16 protein-coding genes are annotated in these 19,665 nt (G+C 62.0%); 12 read left to right on the top strand and 4 right to left on the bottom strand.

The window, feature by feature from the left end:
• Nucleotides 1–16: 16 nt before the first annotated feature.
• Complete coding sequence (locus tag HRU71_01765; protein ID QOJ02283.1) at nucleotides 17–1,039, top strand: hypothetical protein; 1,023 nt, start codon at nucleotides 17–19, stop codon at nucleotides 1,037–1,039.
• Between the two features lie 48 nt (nucleotides 1,040–1,087).
• On the opposite strand, the gene HRU71_01760 is transcribed toward HRU71_01765, so the two are convergent.
• A complete protein-coding gene (locus tag HRU71_01760) occupies nucleotides 1,088–1,882 on the bottom strand; it encodes a hypothetical protein (protein QOJ02282.1) in 795 nt (264 codons plus the stop codon).
• 575 nt (nucleotides 1,883–2,457) lie between these two features.
• On the opposite strand from HRU71_01760, the gene HRU71_01755 reads away from it, so the two are divergent.
• The 4 genes from HRU71_01755 (at nucleotide 2,458) to pdxA (ending at nucleotide 5,401) form a co-directional block, all read left to right on the top strand.
• Nucleotides 2,458–2,730, top strand: a complete 273-nt coding sequence (locus HRU71_01755) for a hypothetical protein (GenBank protein ID QOJ02281.1) — start codon at nucleotides 2,458–2,460, stop codon at nucleotides 2,728–2,730.
• Nucleotides 2,731–2,808: 78 nt separating this feature from the next.
• Complete coding sequence (locus HRU71_01750) at nucleotides 2,809–3,363, top strand: hypothetical protein (protein QOJ02280.1); 555 nt, start codon at nucleotides 2,809–2,811, stop codon at nucleotides 3,361–3,363.
• Nucleotides 3,364–3,541: 178 nt separating this feature from the next.
• Nucleotides 3,542–4,150, top strand: a complete 609-nt coding sequence (locus HRU71_01745; protein QOJ02279.1) for a riboflavin synthase — start codon at nucleotides 3,542–3,544, stop codon at nucleotides 4,148–4,150.
• Between the two features lie 51 nt (nucleotides 4,151–4,201).
• Nucleotides 4,202–5,401 carry a 4-hydroxythreonine-4-phosphate dehydrogenase PdxA gene (pdxA, locus tag HRU71_01740; protein ID QOJ02278.1) on the top strand — a complete coding sequence of 400 codons (1,200 nt, stop codon included), beginning with the start codon at nucleotides 4,202–4,204 and terminating at the stop codon, nucleotides 5,399–5,401.
• Nucleotides 5,402–5,676: 275 nt separating this feature from the next.
• Here the strand turns inward: pdxA and HRU71_01735 are convergent, their stop codons facing one another.
• On the bottom strand, nucleotides 5,677–7,437 hold the full coding sequence (locus tag HRU71_01735; protein ID QOJ02277.1) for a hypothetical protein: 1,761 nt from the start codon (nucleotides 7,435–7,437) through the stop codon (nucleotides 5,677–5,679).
• A gap of 172 nt (nucleotides 7,438–7,609) precedes the next feature.
• On the opposite strand from HRU71_01735, the gene HRU71_01730 reads away from it, so the two are divergent.
• On the top strand, nucleotides 7,610–8,773 hold the full coding sequence (locus HRU71_01730; GenBank protein ID QOJ04895.1) for a 1-deoxy-D-xylulose-5-phosphate reductoisomerase: 1,164 nt from the start codon (nucleotides 7,610–7,612) through the stop codon (nucleotides 8,771–8,773).
• Nucleotides 8,755–11,247 (top strand): site-2 protease family protein, encoded by a 2,493-nt coding sequence (locus HRU71_01725; GenBank protein ID QOJ02276.1) that lies wholly within the window; start codon nucleotides 8,755–8,757, stop codon nucleotides 11,245–11,247. The genes HRU71_01730 and HRU71_01725 overlap by 19 nt, the downstream gene beginning before the upstream one ends.
• 39 nt (nucleotides 11,248–11,286) lie before the next feature.
• Here HRU71_01725 and moaA read toward each other — a convergent pair whose 3' ends face one another.
• Entirely contained in the window at nucleotides 11,287–12,333 is a 1,047-nt protein-coding gene (moaA, locus tag HRU71_01720) for a GTP 3',8-cyclase MoaA (GenBank protein ID QOJ02275.1), read from the bottom strand.
• 177 nt (nucleotides 12,334–12,510) lie between these two features.
• Between moaA and HRU71_01715 the strand changes: the two genes are divergently transcribed.
• The 4 genes from HRU71_01715 to HRU71_01700 are packed head-to-tail and all read left to right on the top strand — an operon-like array spanning nucleotide 12,511 to nucleotide 17,587.
• Complete coding sequence (locus HRU71_01715; GenBank protein QOJ02274.1) at nucleotides 12,511–13,158, top strand: sigma-70 family RNA polymerase sigma factor; 648 nt, start codon at nucleotides 12,511–12,513, stop codon at nucleotides 13,156–13,158.
• A 3-nt stretch (nucleotides 13,159–13,161) separates the two neighbouring features.
• Nucleotides 13,162–14,445 (top strand): hypothetical protein, encoded by a 1,284-nt coding sequence (locus tag HRU71_01710; protein QOJ02273.1) that lies wholly within the window; start codon nucleotides 13,162–13,164, stop codon nucleotides 14,443–14,445.
• Complete coding sequence (gene rsgA, locus HRU71_01705; protein ID QOJ02272.1) at nucleotides 14,442–15,581, top strand: ribosome small subunit-dependent GTPase A; 1,140 nt, start codon at nucleotides 14,442–14,444, stop codon at nucleotides 15,579–15,581. The genes HRU71_01710 and rsgA overlap by 4 nt, the downstream gene beginning before the upstream one ends.
• Complete coding sequence (locus HRU71_01700) at nucleotides 15,581–17,587, top strand: glycosyltransferase family 39 protein (GenBank protein QOJ02271.1); 2,007 nt, start codon at nucleotides 15,581–15,583, stop codon at nucleotides 17,585–17,587. The genes rsgA and HRU71_01700 overlap by 1 nt, the downstream gene beginning before the upstream one ends.
• Here the strand turns inward: HRU71_01700 and HRU71_01695 are convergent.
• Nucleotides 17,584–19,089 carry an AAA family ATPase gene (locus HRU71_01695; protein QOJ02270.1) on the bottom strand — a complete coding sequence of 502 codons (1,506 nt, stop codon included), beginning with the start codon at nucleotides 19,087–19,089 and terminating at the stop codon, nucleotides 17,584–17,586. The two genes, HRU71_01700 and HRU71_01695, sit on opposite strands and share 4 nt — an antisense overlap.
• Before the next feature lie 177 nt (nucleotides 19,090–19,266).
• Here HRU71_01695 and HRU71_01690 point away from each other — a divergent pair, with 177 nt between their 5' ends.
• Entirely contained in the window at nucleotides 19,267–19,659 is a 393-nt protein-coding gene (locus HRU71_01690) for a hypothetical protein (GenBank protein QOJ02269.1), read from the top strand.
• Nucleotides 19,660–19,665 lie beyond the last annotated feature (6 nt).

The raw sequence follows: 19,665 nt of genomic DNA, 5'->3' as shown, positions 1-19,665 counted from the left end.
GCGAAGGGTGTTCTCCATGAATGGCTATCGAATGAAGATCGCGTCCTGCCTGGTCGTTTTGTTGCCGGCATCAGTGATATCCTCTGCGTCCGCATGGGATGAGAACGGCCACGCGACGATCACCGTCCTCGCACACGAAAAGCTTCCGACCTCGATGCCCGGGTGGCTGCGCACTCCGGAAGTCCGTGCGCGATTGGCATATTTGTCGGCGGAGCCGGATCGCTGGCGCGGACAGCGCAACCCGGACCTCGACCACATCAACAAGCCGGACCATTATCTCGACGTGGAGGCGCTGGAGCCGTATGGACTGGCGCTGGACAGGTTGCCCCGATTTCGGCGGCAATACACCGATCTGCTTGCGACGGTCCGTGCCAATCATCCCGATCGGTTTCCCAAACCGGAGAAGGACGACGATTACACAAGAGGTACGCCAGGTCTCCTTCCGTGGTCCATCGCCGAATTGCAATGGAAGATCGCCGCAAGCTGGACGACGCTGAAAACGTACGAAAAACACGCCGAGTACGTGAGCGACGAGGAGATGCGCTTCGCACGCGACAACGTCGTGCTCCACATGGGGCTGTTAAGCCATTTTGTCGGCGATGGCGCCCAACCGCTTCATCTCACGGATCATCACAACGGCTGGATCGGCCCGAACCCCAATGGGTATACGACCAGCAAGCAGTTCCACGCTTTCATTGATGGCGGCGTGATCGATCTGCACGGAATCACGACCGAATCGCTACTTCCCCGGGCCAAGGCGCCGCGGCCGGTTTCCGCGACGGACTACTGGAAGGATATTGCAGTTTATTTAGGACAAACCCACGCGCTGGTCGAGCCGCTGTACAAGCTGGAAAAGTCCGGGGATCTCCGGAAAGAGCCGGGGCGGAAGTTCATCGAGGATCGCTTGCTCGAAGGCGGCGCGATGCTGGCTGGGGTCTGGGTCGCGGCGCACGATGGGGCGGTGATCGATGACTTTCGTGTGAAGCAGTTGCTCAAACGCAAACCCGCCTCATCAGTGGGCAAGGCTGCCGCGCCTTGATTCGGAGCCCCGCTGCGGGCGTCTTGTGCCAACTTCGGCCAACGTCGGTCATGTGCCGGTGTCGTCCTCCTGCGGGTTTTCTTCGGAATCGTCAAATGGCTCGGAATCTTCGGGGTCGCCTGCTGCATCGTCATCCGACGGAGCGGGTGAGTCCTCGGCAGGTTCCTTCGACTTGCCGGCCTCGCCTTCCTGCGTCGAGTCGATTGCCGTTACGAGTTTCAGAAACCGCGTCGGTTCCGGCACTCGTACCAGCTCTTCGGCCAGTTCCCTTGCTTTGGTCTCCGCGGCCGCCGCGGCGCGGTCGCGCCCCTGCTTTTTCAATTGTTTCGCCCACTGGTTCAAGAGGGCCGCGCGAACCTGTCGAGCGGTACGCCGCGCGGCAACCTGCTCTTCCGACTCGTCCTTGAACCAGGTTGAAGCGAGGGTTTCGAGCCGAAGACAGAGCGCGATCCCCGCAGCGAATCGCTTCTCGTCTCCCAGCGCGCGGGCGCGCTCAAGCCGTGCCCAATAACCGATCACCGGTGAAGCCGGCTCCGCCAGCACGGGCCGCAAGACCTGCAACGCGCGATCCGATCGGCCGACCCGCCGATAGGCCGCGCCTTGCCAGAGCTTGGCGGATTCAACAATACTTTTGTCATCAAAGTCAAACCATGCGGCCAACTCCCCGCATGCAGCGACCACCCGGCTTTGCGTGGCGGGATCGTCCGTCAGGCTGCCCAGTGACGCAAAGAGAGCCGCAAAGCTTGCGAGCTGATCCACTTCGGCTTCGAGTGCGTCTCGCGAATCGGAGTCCGCCAGTTTCGCCAGCTCCTGCCTTGCCTCAACGAGGTGTTGTTCCGCCATGCGAGCAATCCGGCCCAACTCGTCTCGTCTTGAACGATCTTCGCAGAGTTCGCGAGACAGGGCCGGGGCGATCTCGATGGTTAATATCCGATGGGCAGCCGATAGATGCTCCCGCAAACGTCGCTCCGCAGCCGCGGCGCCCGCTACGGCTCCTTCGGTCACGCTGGCTGCCGATTGCGGATCGGCCTTGTGCTGGGCGTACACGCCGCCGGCACTTTTATTGTACGGGGGCAGGGCGGCAAAAATGGCGCACCCCAAGATGGCGGTGGTGCGCAGGTGCCTGTTGCATCGCCGGGCAAAACCGCAATCCGCGAACCCAGGCAAGCCTGACCAACCCATTAAATTTTCCATGGAAATCTTCCGCCCGTGCGTCAACCAGGTAATGCAAGATATAGTCTCGTGTGCCACGGGTTTTCCGGCAACAGGCGATTATAGGTTCCGGAGCTTCGGCGTCAGGAGGCGAAAACTGCCGAAAAGATCATGCGATTCGGATGCCATCGGTCAACCCTAAAGGGTGGATGGACAGATCGACGATGCTAGTATGCGTGTGGACTCTCGCCAAACGAGCCTTCCGAATGCACAAGATCCGCCGAGTTCGAAACTGGTGTGTGGGAATTGGTCTGGTGTTGGCGGCGCCCGGGTGGTGGGGGTGTGGCTTTGAGCGCATCCAGCCGGCGCTTCCGAACGCGTTTCCTGACTTTGACTTTGAGGATCTTCGTGCGATTCAGCGCGATGAACGTCTTACGTTGGATGAACGCAGAGAGGCTGTCCGCACCGCGATCGGCGCGCCGATGACTCCCGAAGGGGATCGCTTGGTGAATTATCTGCTTAGCTTCACGATTCCTTGACTTGTGCGGCGAAGCGTGCCACAATAGTCTCGCAAGCTTTCGGCCTCGCACGGCCTGCAACAAAAGGAGTATCCCAACATGTCGTCGAGAAGTAAATGGGTTCATTCGCTCGTTTCCTGCGGTTTGTTGATTGGAGTCGTCGCAGGTTGCGATGCGTTCAATGCGCTGCTGAAGCTGGGCGACTGCAACGCGGGCTACCTGACGGCCAATGAAATCCTGGCGTTGAACACGTCAGCGCGGGACTTCCTTGCGTCACAGACTCCGCCGATCACGATTGACGTCATGACCCCCGCGCAGGCGAAGGCCGTCGCGACCTTTCTGGAGTTGAATCAGGCGCAGTGCCTTGAGGAGATTCTGAATCTTCTTGAACAGGATCCATCGACGATGCAAGGCTTGGCAGCATTGGCTGCGGCTTTCGAAGGCACCAGCAGCCAATTCGACCCGGAAACCGCGACTCGGGATGACATCGAAAACATTTTCGATCAGGTTTTCACCGGTGCGACCGGTGGTAATTCCAATGGCAACTCCAACAGGAACTCCAACGGTAATTCCAACGGGAACTCCAACGGGAACGAGAATGAGAACGAGAATGAGAACGAGAATGAGAACGAGAATGAGAACGACAACGGCTGAAGTGCTCTGACTCATCTAAACAGTTCACCCAAGGCCCTCGGCGACCCGTCGCCCGGGGCCTTTTTTCATGAAGGCTCAAATGGATTGATCCTTTGCGAATGGATTAGAATCTTGTAGAAGCTCTTGTGACCGATTCCTTGCCGGTTGATACGAGCCATGGGTTGTGAGGGGCGCACGCGTGTTTTCCGGAATCATCGATGGCGTTGGAGAGGTCGGCGCGGTGGAGAGTGTGCCGGGCGGGGTCGCGCTCTCAATCCGCGCGAGGCGATACTGGGCCGATGTGATGCCCGGAGCGAGCGTCGCCATCGACGGCGTTTGTTTGACGGTCACGAGAACCGATGGCGACTCTGCTTGGTTTGATGTCGTGGCCGAGACGCTGCGCCGGTCCACGCTGGGCGAGCTTCGCGCGGGCAGTCGTGTGAATCTTCAGAAATCCCTGCGTGTTGGAGACCGCGTTGATGGACATTTCGTGCAGGGGCACGTTGATGCGGTCGGCGTTGTTTCTCGCGTGGAATCGTCTGCCGCTGAATCAAAATGGTGGGTTCGCGTCGGCGGTGAGGCGTTACCGTGCATCGTCCCCAAAGGCTCGATTGCGATTGACGGGATATCGCTCACCATCGCGGACGTGCGCGGCGACGAGTTCAGCGTTGCGCTGATCCCAACAACGCTTGAGCGCACAACCATCGGAACGAAGCAGCTCGGTGCGAAGGTCAACCTCGAGACCGACATCATCGCGCGAACGGTGATTCACCAGATGAAGGCGATCATGCCGGAGATCACGAAATAGTCCGCGACGGGCCTCGGATCGCCCCGCGCATTTCGCCGGGAGTATCCCTCGTTGCTTCTCGTGGACCGATTCGCCACGCTACGGCGCGGCGGCTACACTTCCTGCGTCATGAATGGCGATACGCAACCGCGACAGAAACTGCCTACCATTGGGATCACCATGGGCGACCCGGCGGGGATTGGCGCCGAGTGCATTGTCAAAGCACTGGCCGATCACTCGCTTCGCGAACGAGCCAGGTTTGTCCTGTACGGCACGGCGGAACACCTGACGTATGCAGCGGATCTGGCGGAAACGCGTCCCTATTGGCTTCAAGGCTCACTGGACGACGCACGCCGGGTGTTGTCGGCCGATTCGCATCCGGTAGCTGGAGGCGTGCCACGCACAGCAAGCGGTTGGAACGGTCTGAATGATGGAACGCTAACTTCTCCCTTGGGCGGCGCCACGGAAGAGATTTCCGTTCTCATCGCCGATTTCGACGATTGCAACGTCGACGCGCGACCGCTGCGTAGACCATCAGTCGAAGCGGGGCGGGCGTCGATCCGTTTCATTGATGAGGCCGTTACGGATTGCCAGAAAGGTTTGCTTGATGCCATTGTGACCGGGCCGATTCACAAAACGGCATGGAAGATGGCGGGTGTGCCGTATCCGGGGCACACCGAGTTGCTGGGCGCACGGTTCCACACACGGCGAATCACCATGATGTTTGTCGGCGGTCCGTTGCGCGTGGCCCTGGCAAGCATTCATGAGCCGCTGTTTGAACTGCGACATCACTTCACGATCGGCCTCGTTTTTCAACCTATTGACTTGTTGCACGCTGCATTGCGGGATTGGTTCGGCATTGCCCGGCCGCGCATCGCCGTGGCGGGTCTGAATCCGCACGCCGGCGAGAACGGGCTTTTCGGCGACGAGGAATCGCGCGTCATCGAACCGGCCATTGAAATGGCCCGCGCACACGACATCGACGCCCAGGGGCCTTTGCCGGCTGACACGCTTTTTCACCGTGCGGTGCACGGCGAATTCGACGGCGTGGTGGCCATGTATCACGACCAGGCGCTGATTCCGGTCAAACTGCTTGCTTTTCATGAGGCAGTTAATTTAACACTCGGATTGCCTATCATTCGCACCAGCGTCGATCACGGCACGGCCTTTGATATCGCCGGCAAGAACCAAGCGGACCCCGGCTCGATGAAGTCCGCTATTCGGCTTGCCATTGAGCTTTGCAGCAAACGTCGCGGCGTTTCGTTGCCCTAACCCCGGCCATTCTCATGGGTCTAATGTAGCGCCGGGTACGTGCGCGCAACCTCCCTAGAATAGAGAGGACTGCCTGCGTTTGGACCTCGCGGAACAGGAGCAACGCGCGTGGACATTTTCTACCTGATCCTGGAGCTGATCTTCGCGATTCTGGATCTGATTTTCGCGTTCATCTAGGCCGACAATTGAACCAGCGAGCATTCGAGCCCGTTCGGCGCGCCGGGGCGAGTGAATGACACGGTGCGTATCGGCTTGGTGCGATCATCTGATTCACTTCATGGCGATTCGTTTCGCCGCCCCAATGGACGGTCCGGCTTCGGCGCGGTTGCAGCCAGGCGCATCCATGCATCGCGGAGTTGCGGGATCGCGGCGAGGCGACGCGCATAGACTCGCTCCTTTATGCCGCCCTTGGCGCGAAATGCGTCGGCGATCGCGCGCCGCACTGTGAGCGGCCAGCAGCGCAATTCCGGGGCGATCGGCCATAGGAGGCGAACGAGACGGCCAAACCATACGCCCTCGAATCCTGACCAGCCGCGCGTCGAACGAATGCCCAGGATGCGCCAGACGCTCGCGCAATGCTTTTCAAGCGGCTTGGACTTCACGCCTTCGTACCGATCGCCAATCCACTTTGTTGTCGCCAGGCTCAATGCCGTCAAATCGAGATTGTGCGACACGTCGCCGCGCGGCGCATGTTTCGCAATCGCACCGGAGGACATGCCGTCTTCCGCGGGCCGGTTCAGATCGAGCAGCAGTTTCCCCTTGGCAAACCGCCGCAACACGGCAGGGGGCGAGCGGTAGCCGCGCTGGACGGCGATGCGCTGCGATTCCTCGGCGGCCAGGCGTTGCAGCGCGGCATCGGTCGGCCGAAACCCGAGGCGATGGTAGAACCAGAACGCGCCAGAGCGGATGGCTTCCGGGTTGTCGGCACCGAACTGAAACGGATCGACGTAGAACCGCGTGGATTTGAATAACTGCCGATAGACGCGAAGCACCTGCGCGAATGCGTAGGCCGATTCGCCGCCTCGAAATTCGTCGAAGATGTTAACGCCGATCTCACAGCGGTCGAACAGCACCCAGCCGCCGCCGTAGGCGATCGGCACGCGATTTCGCGCTGCCACGAAGCCGAAGTAACTCTCGATGGGCAACCGCCAGGGGGGGCTCATGCCGAATACGGCGACATCGATCCCGCGCTCAAGTTGAAGGAAATACACCTCGCGTGGATTCACGTAGGTGAGTGTGTCGATTTCGCGGTTGCGAGCGCAGAGGGTGATCCGGCAGGCGTCGAGGAGTTTTTCTGTTGCCGTGCGGTTCAGTTTTTTCGGCGTCGGCAGGCGGCGATTCAACAGGCTGCGCAGTTCGATCATCTTGATGATCGGCTCCTGTTGAAAATGAGCGGACCGCGCAGGAAACCGCGCGAACGAACGCGAGCCAGCGGGCCGATTCAGCCGCCAGCGAATAGCCAGCTCCATCGACTCGAAGAGGTGTTCTTTGAGCGTGGATGAACCGGGAATGCGTCCCGCGCAGTCAACAAGGTACGCCGCAGCCGTCTGTCGACCGCGCGCGAGGTCCATCCATTCGCGGGTGGACAAGTGCTCGGCATAAAGTCCGTCGCGTTCGCAAGTGCGGACGAGATGAGGGAGAAAGGCCTCGAGCCGGTCCATGGCGGCTCCATCGCTCCAATCGAGGTCGAGGTCCTTCGGGAAGGTTGACACGAGCCAATTCAACATGGAGAGCGAGAACACGTGCGTGGTAGTCGTGCCGAGTATGCCGGAGTTGGAAAGGCGTCGGCTGATTGGCATCGATCCTTCGATCGAATGACAAACCGAGCGTAGGCACGTATCCGCCAGACGCCGAATCGTGGCGTCATCCGGGTGGGCGGCGATGAACAGAAGCGTGTCGTGGAGCGTACGCACTTGCGCCGCGTCCGTCGGCGGCGCCCCGATGAGCGCGCGCAGGGCGGCGGCTTTTTTTCGCGCTGCGGCGTGCGAGAATTCGGTTCGCAACGCGATCAGCGCCTGAAGAGGCTGACTCGTCATACGCGAATTGTGCGGTCGCGCCTGCCGTGCTCGCAAGCGCGAGGCCGCTCGCGTGCCGCGTGTCCCGCAGGTCCTCCCAATTGACTGAATTGCCGCGCGATCCGGTGTGCCCTATGATGCCGGATCGCTCGCCTGTGGGACGGGCACGGAAGAGGGCGAGCGGTCGCATTTCATGGCCAAGAAGATCGTCATCCTCGGTTCAACCGGCTCCATCGGTCGCAGTGCGCTAAGCGTCGCACAATCCCTGGGTGGTGAATTCGAAATCGTCGGGCTGGCAGCCGGCTCGCGCTGGGAGGCATTGGCCGAACAGGTCGAGCAATTCCGTCCGCAGGCCGTTGCGATGAGTGACGTATCGGCATGCGAGAAACTCGCGGATCGCCTGCGCGCCGGCGGCGGCCGGACGCGGGTGTTGGCCGGCGCGTCCGGACTGGTGCGTCTTGTCGAAGAGACGGATTGCGATTTTGTGCTGTCGGCCATTGTGGGGGTGGCGGGACTTTCGGCGACGCTGGCAGCGGTGCAGCGCGGGTTGACCATCGGCTTGGCGAACAAGGAGTCGCTCGTCGTGGCGGGGGAGCTGATGATCTCCGCGGCAGCGCGGAGCGGATCAAAACTGTTGCCGGTCGATAGCGAACACTCCGCGATTTATCAATCGCTTCATTCCGGTCAGCACGATGAAATCGAGCGTATCCTGCTGACCGCGTCGGGCGGCCCGTTTCGAACGTGGTCGCAGGATCGCATGCGCGAGGCGACGCTTCGTGACGCGCTGCGTCATCCCACGTGGGACATGGGTCCGAAAATCACCATCGATTCGGCCACGATGATGAACAAGGCGCTGGAAGTGGTCGAGGCTCATTGGCTGTTCAAGGTCGATCCGGATCGAATTGAAGTCGTGATCCACCCAGAGTCGATCATCCATTCAATGGTTGCGTTTCGGGACGGGTCGATCGTCGCGCAGATGGGCAGTCCCGATATGCGGACACCGATTCAGTACGCGATGACGTATCCGCGTCGGCTTTCGGGCGGGGCGGCACGGGTGGATTTCTCGCGCCTGGAGCGTATGACGTTTGAGCCGCCCGATCCGCATCGGTTTCCGGCGCTTCGATTGGGACACTCCGTTGCAAGGCAGGGTGGTACGGCCGGCGCGGCGTTGAACGCGGCGAATGAAGCGGCTGTGGCGGCCTTTCGCGAGGGGAAAATCGGATTCCTCGACATCGTTCCAAGAGTGGAAGAAGTATTGTCGCGTCATCCTTATGAAGCCCGTCCCACGCTCGACACGCTGATGCGCGTTGATGCCTGGGCGCGGCAAGAGGTTCTTCAATGCAGTGCGGTTTCCTGATGCTGGGCAGTGACTTCTTGGCGGCGTTGGATTTCCGCCAACTTGGTGCGAACCTGTGGTCCATTCTACTCCTCGTCGCCGGTTTCTCGCTGGTGATCTTTGTTCACGAGCTGGGACACTTCCTCGCGGCGAAGTGGGCCAAGGTGCGAGTCGAGCGCTTCGCCATCGGCTTCGGCAAGGAGCTGTTCGGGTTCACGCACGGTGAAACGCGGTATTCCTTCAACATCCTGCCGCTCGGCGGATACGTCAAAATGCTCGGGCAGGAAGACTTTGTCGTTGACAAATCCGGCGAGTTGAAGGTGAAGGCCGATCCCGATTCGTTCACCCACAAGTCCATCGGCCAGCGCATGGTGATCGTCTCGGCCGGCGTGATCATGAACCTGCTTTTTGCCGCGGTGGCGTTCGCCATTGTGATCATGGCGGGAAGAGACCGCCAGCCGCCGGTCGTTGGCGATGTCGCGCCAAACTCGCCGGCAGCGCGGGCCGGACTGCAATCCGGCGATCGTGTGGTGGCCATCAACGGCAAGGAGATTCACTCCTTTGAGGAGTTTCAATTCGCGGTCATGCTCTCCGACGTGGATGAGCAACTGACGCTGGACGTCGAACGCGGCGGGAAGATGCTTGATCCCAAGCCCGTCGTGCTGCCCGAATTCAAGAAGGATCAGAAGATCCGTCAGATCGGCATCTCCAATGGCCGGAACCGCCGGGTCGCCATTCCAGCGGCGGCCCCGTCGGAGGTGGATGCGCCGGACCGGCTGCGGCAGTTTGATGAACTCTATCAGTTGGTGCTGCCGAACGGGGAACCGAAGGAGTTCAAGGATCCCGGCGTGTTCAGCCGCGCCTTGATCGAGGCGCGAGGAAAGCCGGTCGAGTTTATCGTGAAGCGCCCGAAAAATGCCGCAGCGCTGACACCAGAGGCGGTTCTGGGTCATGAGCCGGCGCTGGACACCATCGAGGCGCGCGTCAAAGTGCAGGCCGTGTGGTCGCCCATGGCGTATGAGGAAGGCGATCAGGTCACCGGTTCGCTCCTGGGGCTTGTGCCGCGACTTTCCATCCGCATGGCGGATGAGAAGAAGTCGTTCGATGCGGCCGGCGCTCGGTTCGGCGACGTCATCGCGCGAATCGGCGGTGAGCCGTATCCGAGTTACGCGCTCGTTCGGAAGATTATCGAAGAAAACCCCGGGAAGCCGATTGAATTGGCGGTCTCCCGTCCGGGGATGGCCAATCACGGACTCTCTGCCGCCACGATTTCGCTGCTTGTCGAACACCGCGAGTCGCTGATTGCCGCTGCCCTGAAGGAGGTCTCCGCGGCAGTCAGTCAGGCGCGCGATCTGGCGACGAAGCAACTGCCCGAAGCAGACGTCGAACAGTTGATCGCCGCGTTGACCAAGCTGCCGGATGGCACGGCATGGCGAAAATGGCTGGAGAACGTCGATGTGCACGTCCTTCAACCGCTTGTGCCGCGCGCGAACTTCGCGCTGATCGGCAAGGCGCCGCCGCCTGCGATCGACGCGATGTTGCGCACGATGGACGAGTCGCACTTGGTTGTGGCGGATGTGGTGGCGAAGTATGGCACTATGGAGACGCCTGCGCACGCTGCGGGCATTCCCGTCGGAGCGGTCATCACCGCGGTGGACGGGAAACCGGTGCGGCAATGGTACGAGTTGAGCGAGGCCTTTCGTGCGGCGGCGGGGCGCCTCGTTGATGTGACCTATCGTGCGGCGGATTTGTACAAGACCGTGAAGCTGAATGTGCCCGGTGACCTCTGCGCAGCACTGGACATGCCGCAAGGCTCGCGCATCGCGCGGATCGACAACCAGACGGAAGTCAACATCACGGACACCGAGGGCAATTTGCGCACATTGAGTCTGCCCGATTGGCGAGCCGTGCGCGAGTTGTTGAAGAAATCCATCGGCAAGACGGTCTCCGTCGAGTACGTCACCCTTCAGGCGGAGCGCCGAGCCGGTACGTTCGCCGTCACGGAGTCCAACACCGATCCGTGGCTGTTGCGCGTGCAATATCAGGACCCGTTCATGTGTTACCCGCTGATCGAGCGGTACTCGGAATCGAATCCGATTCTGGCGATGGCCGAGGGGTTTCGACAGGCGTACATCGCGACGCTGCAAACGATCCTTTCGATCCAGCACATGGTCTTCACGCAGCAGGTCGGCGTCGAGAAAGTCAGCGGACCGGTCGGCATCATCCGCATCGGCAGCAAGGCGGCCGACGCGGGGATCATCGGTTTGCTCTGGTTCCTCGCAGTCATCTCCGCGAACCTTGCGGTGATCAATTTCCTCCCCATGCCGATTGTGGACGGCGGGTTGTTCCTGTTTCTGATTCTGGAGAAGATTCGCGGCGAACCGGTCAGCATCAAGACGCAGGTCGCGACGCAACTCATCGGCATCGCCCTGATCGCCACGCTGTTTATTCTCGTGACCTATCAGGACATCAAGAACTGGATTCTCGGGGCGTAGCGCTGGCGCGGGGTTGACTACGCCCATCGTGCGAACAGATCAACCGCCGATCTGCGACATCTGGCGATTGCCGTGGTACGAATGCACCTGCGGCTTGAACGCCACGCAATCGATGAATGCCCGGTGCAACCGTTCGGCCGCCGCATCGGATCGGGATTCACGCAGGATCGGGCGGAGTTCTACTTCGCCTCCGTCAAACAGGCAGCTACGCAACTGGCCCTCGGCGGTGAGCCGCAGGCGGTTGCACGTTTCGCAGAAGGGCTTGCTCATCGCGCTGATGAAGCCGATCCTCCCGGCGGCACCGGGTACGCGCCAAACTTTGGCCGGACCCGCTCCGCTGTCTTGCGAGGCCGGCTCCAGCGGGCCGAATCGTGCCTCGATGCAACGGCGAATATCTGATTCAGAAATGAAACGCGCTTCATACTCCCCACCCAGCTGCGTGCGGCCCAGCGGCATGTACTCGATGAAGCGCACCGTGCGCGGCACGTCAAGGGTGAGCGCGGCGAAGTCGGCGAATTCGTCGTCGTTGATCCCGCGCATGGCGACGCAATTGATCTTGGGCGGCGAGAAACCGGCGGATTGCGCCGTTGCGATGCCTGCCCAGACCGCTTTGATATCCGCCCCGCGCGTGATGTCGCGAAAGCGCGATGCATCCAGCGTATCGAGGCTCACGGTCAGGCGATTCAATCCGGATTTCTTCAGTTCCGCCGCATAGAGATTCAGCAACGAGCCGTTGGTGGTCATCGACAGCTCGGCGTCGGCCGAGAGCGTTCGCAACAAGCCTACCAGTCGCGGCAGATCGTGACGCACGAGCGGTTCGCCGCCGGTCAACTTGAACTCGGTGATGCCGTGTCGCAAGGCCGCACGCGCGACCGCGACGATCTCCTCAAAGGTCAGCAACTCATCGCGCGGAACCCAGTCGAGCTTCTCCTCGGGCATGCAATAGACGCAGCGGAAATTGCAGCGATCGGTCACGCTGATGCGAAGCGTGCGGACGGAGCGAATGTCGCGCGGTCCGGTGATTGCCGCGGCGATTGACGGCCGGGGATCCGAGAAGCCTTCAACGAGCGGTAGCGAGATTGCCATGCCTGACCGATTATAACCGGTCGCCGCGAGAAAACCGTGGCAATTCGTTTGCATCTCATCGCATTTCTGCCACCCCTTGCTCTCTTGCGTGAATAAGCGTTTGATGGGGGCCGATGAGAATTGAGCCGAACCGGGCGATCGGCCGGAACCAGAGCGGCCCTGCGAGCGTCCAATCGAATGAGACTGGCATCACAACCTGACAGGCATTCACAATCGGCCCCGTCTGAATGGACGCTTGCGGACGAGGCGGCTGTGCTGGCGCGATGTCGCGCAGGGGATGCGACGGCATTCGGCGGGCTGGTGAGGGCGTACCAGGATCGCATTCTGAACGTATGCTGGCGATTGTGCGGCAGGTACGAGGAGGCCGAGGACCTCACGCAGGAGGCGTTCGTGCGTGCATTTCAACAGATACACCGATTCGAAGGCAAGTCGCAGTTTTATACGTGGGTCTATCGGATCGCGGTGAATCTGGCGCTTTCGGCCCAGCGCCGACCGTCGATCCTGCGACATTCGTCGTTTGACACCGCTGCGGCAGGGCAGGACGGGAACCGCGACGGCGACGGCCATCGCCGGCCGGTTGCGTCGTCCGAGCGCGCGCCAATCGATGCGGCGGCGGCGAACGAGTCGCGCGAGCTCGTGGCCGCGGCCCTGGAGCAATTGGAACCGGATCACCGGGCGGTTGTGGTGTTGCGCGATCTGGATGGATTGGATTACGACGAGATCGCGGAGATACTGGATGTTCCGCGGGGCACGGTGAAATCGCGTTTGCATCGGGGCCGTGCGGCGCTGCGAGATCTGCTGGTCGGCAAATTGGGCGAGGATTGAACGATGTCGCTTAGCAACGATCAACGCGAGCGGTTGAGCGCGTACCTCGATGACGAAGTGACGCCGCACGAGCGCGCCGAGATTGACGCTTGGCTCGCGTCCGATCCGGCGGCGCGAGCGGAGCTGGAATCGCTGCGCCGCGTAGCGCGCGCGGTGGGCGCGTTGCCGCGCGCTGCCGCCGGCTCGGACATGGCCGATCGTGTGATTTCACAGGTTGAACGCGAGGCCCTGCTGGCGCATCGGGAGAAGCCCCGAACACAGACTGGTCAAGGTTGGCTGGTGGGACTAAGTGCCGCGGCGGTGGTTCTTCTTGCCGTCACGATAGCCCTGCGCTCGCGGGCGAGAGTTTCAGAGACTGCTCGCGAGGATCGGGTCTTGACCGTGGCCGACGCGGAAGACAAACAACCCGTGACGGCCGCCGTACCGGAGCCGGTGTCTCGGTCGGGTGGTGATACGTCAAAAGAAGTAGAGCGGCTTCGGGTGAGGTTTGATTCTGCTGCACAGCCCGTCGATCTGGCGCAAGCGTCAAAACCATACGCCGTAACAATGACCCCATCGCCGGAGCCAAAGCAGAAAGCTCCAATGAGCGCCGGCGGCTTAACGGGTGAGGACGATCCGACATCGTCTGATGCGCATCTCGATCAGCTGGAATCAAATGAGGCTGCGATGCAGCGCCCGGTGCAGGATGAGGTATCGGCGCCCGCGATTCGCGCGATGGCACGCGCCGAGGATCGGGATGAAATCCTCTACCGGCTGTACCAGTTCGTTGAAGCCTCGCCGTCGGCCGAGTTCGTGGAGGCGGACGTTTCGGAAATGGCCTTGCTGATCCCGGGACTGGATTGGCTCTTCCTCGGCTTGCCGGTCGGGGGCACGTCAGGAGGCAACGACCAGATTGAAATCGCGCTGGACGAGGCCGACGTGCCTGAATTGCTCGCCGTCTTGCAGCCCATCGCCGGAACGCGGTACGAGCTTCGGGCGTCCCAATTGGCGGATGCGCCGGTCACGGCAGGCCGGGTGGTGGCGCAGCGCGGTCCAGTGCCGCAGAAGTCCAGCGACAGACCTCCTGCGGGATCAGGCGGGCCGCCTGCCGAATCAGTTCCTGCGGCATACGAATCGCAGAAGCCCGTTCGTGAGTTCAATGCGGCATCGCAGCCGGCGGCGTCGGGGAACTTGTTCGGAGCTTCGCGCCGCGTTCGCGTGGTGATCGCCTTTCAGCCAACCGCAGAATCGGGAGATCCGGCGGCTGGCGCGAACACCCCTATGCAGCCCGCCGAGGCGAGACCATGACCGGCGAATCGGAAGATCGACCGCCGCGCGGGCGAAAGCAGCGCGTCGATTTTCGCAAGAATCGCGGTAAGGCCGCACGCGATCGCACGTGGACCCGCCGCGTCAAGGCGGGGGATGAGACGGTTCACGATGCCGAGAACGTTGAGAATGTGCGTGCGAAGGGTCAACTTTCGCGAAAGCGCACCATCATCATCCGAGACGACCCGAACCAGTCGGGTTGGCACAAGGGGATCGTGCTGACCATGCGCGGACTGGTGGCCGAGGTGGACGCGGAGGGGCGCACCTGGGCATGCACCCTTCGCCGGAAACTGCGAACGCTGCTGATCTCCCATCGTGTGCCGCTGGCCGTGGGGGATGAAGTCTGGTTTTCGCCCGGGGGGGCCGCCGCCGGCCCGATGCCCGAGGGCGTGATCGAACACGTTGCCCCGCGTCGCGCCACGCTGCTTCGCCAGTACGAACGCCGGCAACAGGTCGTCGCAGCGAACGTCGACAACGCAGTCATCACGATGGCCGCCGAACAGCCGAAGTTCCGGCCGCACCTGATCGACCGCTACCTCGTGGCGATTCACGCGGGGGGCATTCGTCCGATCCTGTGCATGAATAAACGTGAGTTGGACGAAGACGGTTCCGCGGCCGAAGCGGTGGCGCGGTACCAATCGTTGGGTTACAAATCGCTGTTCGTCAGCGTGGCGCGTGGCGAGGGCATCGACGAACTTCGTGGGCTATTGACGAACCAGGTATCGGTGTTCGTCGGCCCCAGCGGCGTCGGGAAAAGCTCGCTGATCAACGCGCTCCAGCCCGGCCTTGGGGTGGAGGTGGGCACGTTGAGCGATCTGGATCGAGGTCGGCATACGACGACGACGGCGCGATTGCTGAAATGGGATTTTGGCGGCTACCTCGTGGACACGCCAGGGATGCGGCAATTCGACCTGGCGGAGGTGAAGGCGGTAGATCTGGAGGCGTACTTCATAGAGTTTCGTGATCGCGTTGCCCAGTGCCGGTTCCAGAATTGCACGCACACCGTCGAGGCGGGCTGCGCGATTCTCGCCGCGGTCGACGCGGGAGAAGTGTCACAAATAAGGCACGAATCCTACGTGAAGATGTTCACCGAGTGCCGCGAGCGGGAGCGCTACTGATGCGCCCGACGAGCTGGATCATCGTCGCGTGGTTTGCAGCGACCGCGTGCGTCGTGGCTGCGGTCGGCCCGGCCTGTCTGCCGGTCGTGCTGCGCGACGGCCTGCTCGCGCTGATCATCTGTTTCGGCGCCGTCGGACCAGGCCTGACGCTGCTGCGAGCGATCGGCCTCGGCGATTTGGAAGTGCGATGGCGATGGCTGCTGGGTTTCGGGATGGGCCTCGGCGCGTTGAGTCTGGCCGTGCTGGGTCTGGGGTGGATGGGGATGCTGGCGCGACCGCTCTGGTTGGCGCTGGTCGGGCTCTCGGTTGTGTCGAGCAGCTTGGAGCTTCGGCGCGACCGCGGTCAACGTGACGTCGTGCGGGACGCTGACGAATCGGGAGCAATCCCCGCCTGGACGTGGCTCGTGCTAACGATTCCGGCGGGCTTGGCGCTCGCCGCAGCGAGTCTGCCGCCGGGCATCCTCTGGCCCGCCGAAGGCAACGGCTACGACGTGCTGGAGTATCACCTCGCAGTACCGAAGGAGTTCTGGCAGACAGGGCGAATCGGCTATCTGTCGCACAACATCTACTCCAATTTTCCATTCGGCGTGGAAATGCTTTATCTGCTGTGTATGGTGCTGCGGGGCGATGCCGTCGGCGCCGCTACCGTCGCGCAGATTTTGAATGTGTTTATCGGGGCGATGGCGATTGCAGCGGTGTGGCTGATGGGGCGGGAGTTCTCTTCGCGCACGGGCTGGGCCGCAGCCGTGGTCGCCGGGTCGTGCCCGATGCTCTGCTTCTTAAGCGGCCTTGCGTATGTTGAGAACAGTCTGATCCTGTTCGCAACGCTGGCGCTCGCCTCGGTGTTTCGTGCCTCGCGTGACGGCCACCGTTCTGGCCGATGGTGGGTGGTCAGCGGGCTATGTGCCGGGTTTGCCTGCGGATGCAAGTATACCGCGATCCCCTGTGTAGCGTTGCCCCTGTGGCTGGCTGCGTGGCCGGGCGTATCAGGTCGGAGAAACCGCATCGTCGCATTCGCAGCGGGCGCAATTGCGGCATTCTTGCCGTGGCTGATTAAGAACGCCGTCTATACTGGCAATCCGGTGTTTCCCGTGGCGCGGAGCGTCTTCACGGAGCGCACGGGAATCTGGACCGACGAAGCCGCCGCGCGCTGGCACGCAGGCCATCTGCCGGCTCCCGAATGGCGTTCGTTGGGCGGCCGTCTCGCTCGATTGGGAAGTGAAATCGCTGGTTCCGAGCTTTACGGTTCGGTCAGCGTCCTTGGTGCTGCCGCGGCGATCGTGCTGATTCTTCGCAGCCCGACGATCGGCGCACCAGCCACTACGAGCCTTGTTCCAATGGTCTTGATCGCGCTCGGCACGCTCGGATGGTGGCTGTTCGCATCGCACCTTTATGGTCGATTCGCCGTCGCGCTCCTTCCCGTGGCCGCGCTGGCAATTGGACTCGCCCTGGACCGTTTGACGCAACCGGCGCGCCTGGCAGCATGCGTCGTTCTCGCCATTGCGGCGGGTAATCTGTGGCTCACGTTCGATTTCTGTCAACGCGACGGGCTGTTTGCCGTCGCATCGTTGCCGGCGGCGGATCGACTCGCCTGGTTTCGCGAGGGACGGTGGCCGGGTACGGCGCATGTGCCGGTGATCAACAAGGTGTGCGATTCCGGCGGACGGGTGCTGATGGTGGCGGAGGCGAGGAGTTTCTATCTCTCGCCGTGCGCGGAATACACGGTGATCTTCAATCGATCCGCGTTCGCGGAGGCCGCCGCGGACAAATCGCCGCAGGAGATCGGACGCTGGCTCGTCGCCAATCAGTATACCCACGTTTACGTCGGTTGGAGCGAATGGGCTCGCCTGGCGAACTCGCGCTACGGCTTCTGGCCAGGCCTGTCGCCGCACGTGTTCGGCGCGATGCTGGAAGCGGGCGTGATTGAGGTGGAGGAGCAGTTTTCGATTGCCCAGGATCAGCCGCCGTACGGAACGCTGTTTCGGATCGCGCCAACGCACGACTAGTCGGCCGGGACGCACCGCGTGGCAGCCCAGGTGCGCAGCGCCGCGACTTTGCGATCCATCGTGATCGAAAGCGGGATCGTTGATTGAACGGCCGTCATCAGCCGCTCGGTCGTGATAGCCGATTTCGAGGCGAATGCGTCGTGCAGGGCCGAAACAATCGCCTGCTCGATTTCCGCACCGCTGAATCCATCGGTCGCCACGGCAAGGGCCGCGACATCGAAGCGGGACGCATCCAGCTTGCGCTTGCGGAGGTGAATCGCGAAGACCTGCTCACGCACCGCGGGCGTCGGCAGATCGACGAAAAAGATTTCGTCAAAGCGGCCCTTGCGGAGAAGCTCCGGGGGCAGGGCTTCGATGTCGTTCGCCGTCGCCACGATGAACACCGGCGCGCGGTGTTCCTGCATCCACGTCAACAGCGATCCGAACATGCGTTGTGATAGACCTCCGTCGATATTGCGACTGGCGGCCGAGGCAAACCCCTTCTCGATTTCGTCGATCCAGAGCACGATCGGCGCCATGCGCTCGGCTTGCGCCAGGGCGTCGCGCAAACGCCGCTCCGATTCACCGATGTAGCGATCATAGAGTGCTCCGGGGTCCAGCCGCAGCAGGGGGCGCTGCCAGGCGGTGGCGACGGCCTTGGCGCAGTAGCTTTTTCCCGAACCCTGTACGCCGAGAAGCAGGATGCCGCGCGGTGCGGCGAGGCCCATCGCTTCTGCGTCGCGGTGCATGGCCTTTTGTCGAACATTCAGCCAGTTCTTGAGCCGCGCCAACCCCGCGACCTCGTTCATCGAAGTCGGAGCCGTGATGAACTCCAGCAGGCCGCCGGATCGCAGAGCCTGCCGTTTTCGCGTCAGCACGGTCTCAAGGTCGTCGGCGCTAAAGATTCGATCGGTTGAGACCGTTTCTTCGATGATGCGGAGAATTTCACGGCGCGTCAGTCCACGAAGATTGCGCAGGATGGCATCGAACGCGCTGCGTGGAATGTCCACGCGCAACGGCGCTTTCTGGTGTTGAGTGCGCAGCACCCCCGTGACGAGTGTCTCAATTTCATCATCGGTCGGCAGCGACAACTCGAACCGCACGGCTTCGCTCGCCAGCACCGGCGGCAACTCGTCGCGATGGTCGATCAATACGAGCGTTCGCTTCATCTCGGCGCAGCGCTGCACCAGTTGACGAGCCAGCCGCGCCGTTCGTGCGTCGTCCAAATGTGCAATCAAGTCCAGCATGATCGCGGCGCGAACCGTCTCGATTCGTTTGAACAAGTAGAACAACGCGCCGGCGGGGTGCTCCGTCTCGGGGATGGCCGGCTGATCGCGCACCAGCCCGTCGCGCAGGCCATCGATAATCGACCAAGTAAGATACTCTTCCGCGTCTCCGCAGGCCGCCTCTCGGACGAGGGACAAGGCCCAGGCCTCTTCGTGCGTCGGAATAAACACGCAAGGCGGGCGGGCTGACATCAGCTCCATCAGTCGCGAGGCGTCTGCGGAGGTTGATCCGGCCATGGCTGACTCCCAAAAACTCGAGTGTAACCGTTCAATGCCGCGGCCGTGAAGCGTCCGCCTCCTCTGGGCGGTCGGCCCTAGTCTCCGCTTGCAAAGCGCGTACGATGTACCGCATTGGGAGCGCGGAATAAACATGCGGGAGCGACGTCTCGCAGCGCAAGTGAGGAGTGCCTGTACATGATGCAGAGGCTGACCGTGCTGGTGGGGATCATTCTGGTGGCGATTGGCGCCGCGAGTTATTTCGGCGCTGCGCCGACAAGGGGAAATCCGCTGGCGATCGCTGGCACCGGGAGCGTCCTGATTGCTTGCGGCTGGGCAGCGATGAATGAGCGTGTTCGGATGCACGCCATGCACGGTGCCGTGCTGGCCGGTCTGATCGGCATGGTTGTGGGGATTGTTGGCGTATTGCAGGGCGACGCCGTGGTGGATTCAGCGGGCGCCGCTACGCCCTCCGGCACCAATCGCTGGCCGGCGTCTGTGACCGCATTGGTGTGCGGTGTCTATGTCGTGCTTTGTGTTCGTTCGTTTGTCATGGCTCGTCGAGCGCGGGCGATGCAGGGGGGCGCATGAGTGGTC

The organism is Planctomycetia bacterium, assembly GCA_015200345.1.
GTDB lineage: Bacteria > Planctomycetota > Phycisphaerae > UBA1845 > UTPLA1 > PLA3.
This window is presented reverse-complemented; position numbering and strand designations above follow the sequence as displayed.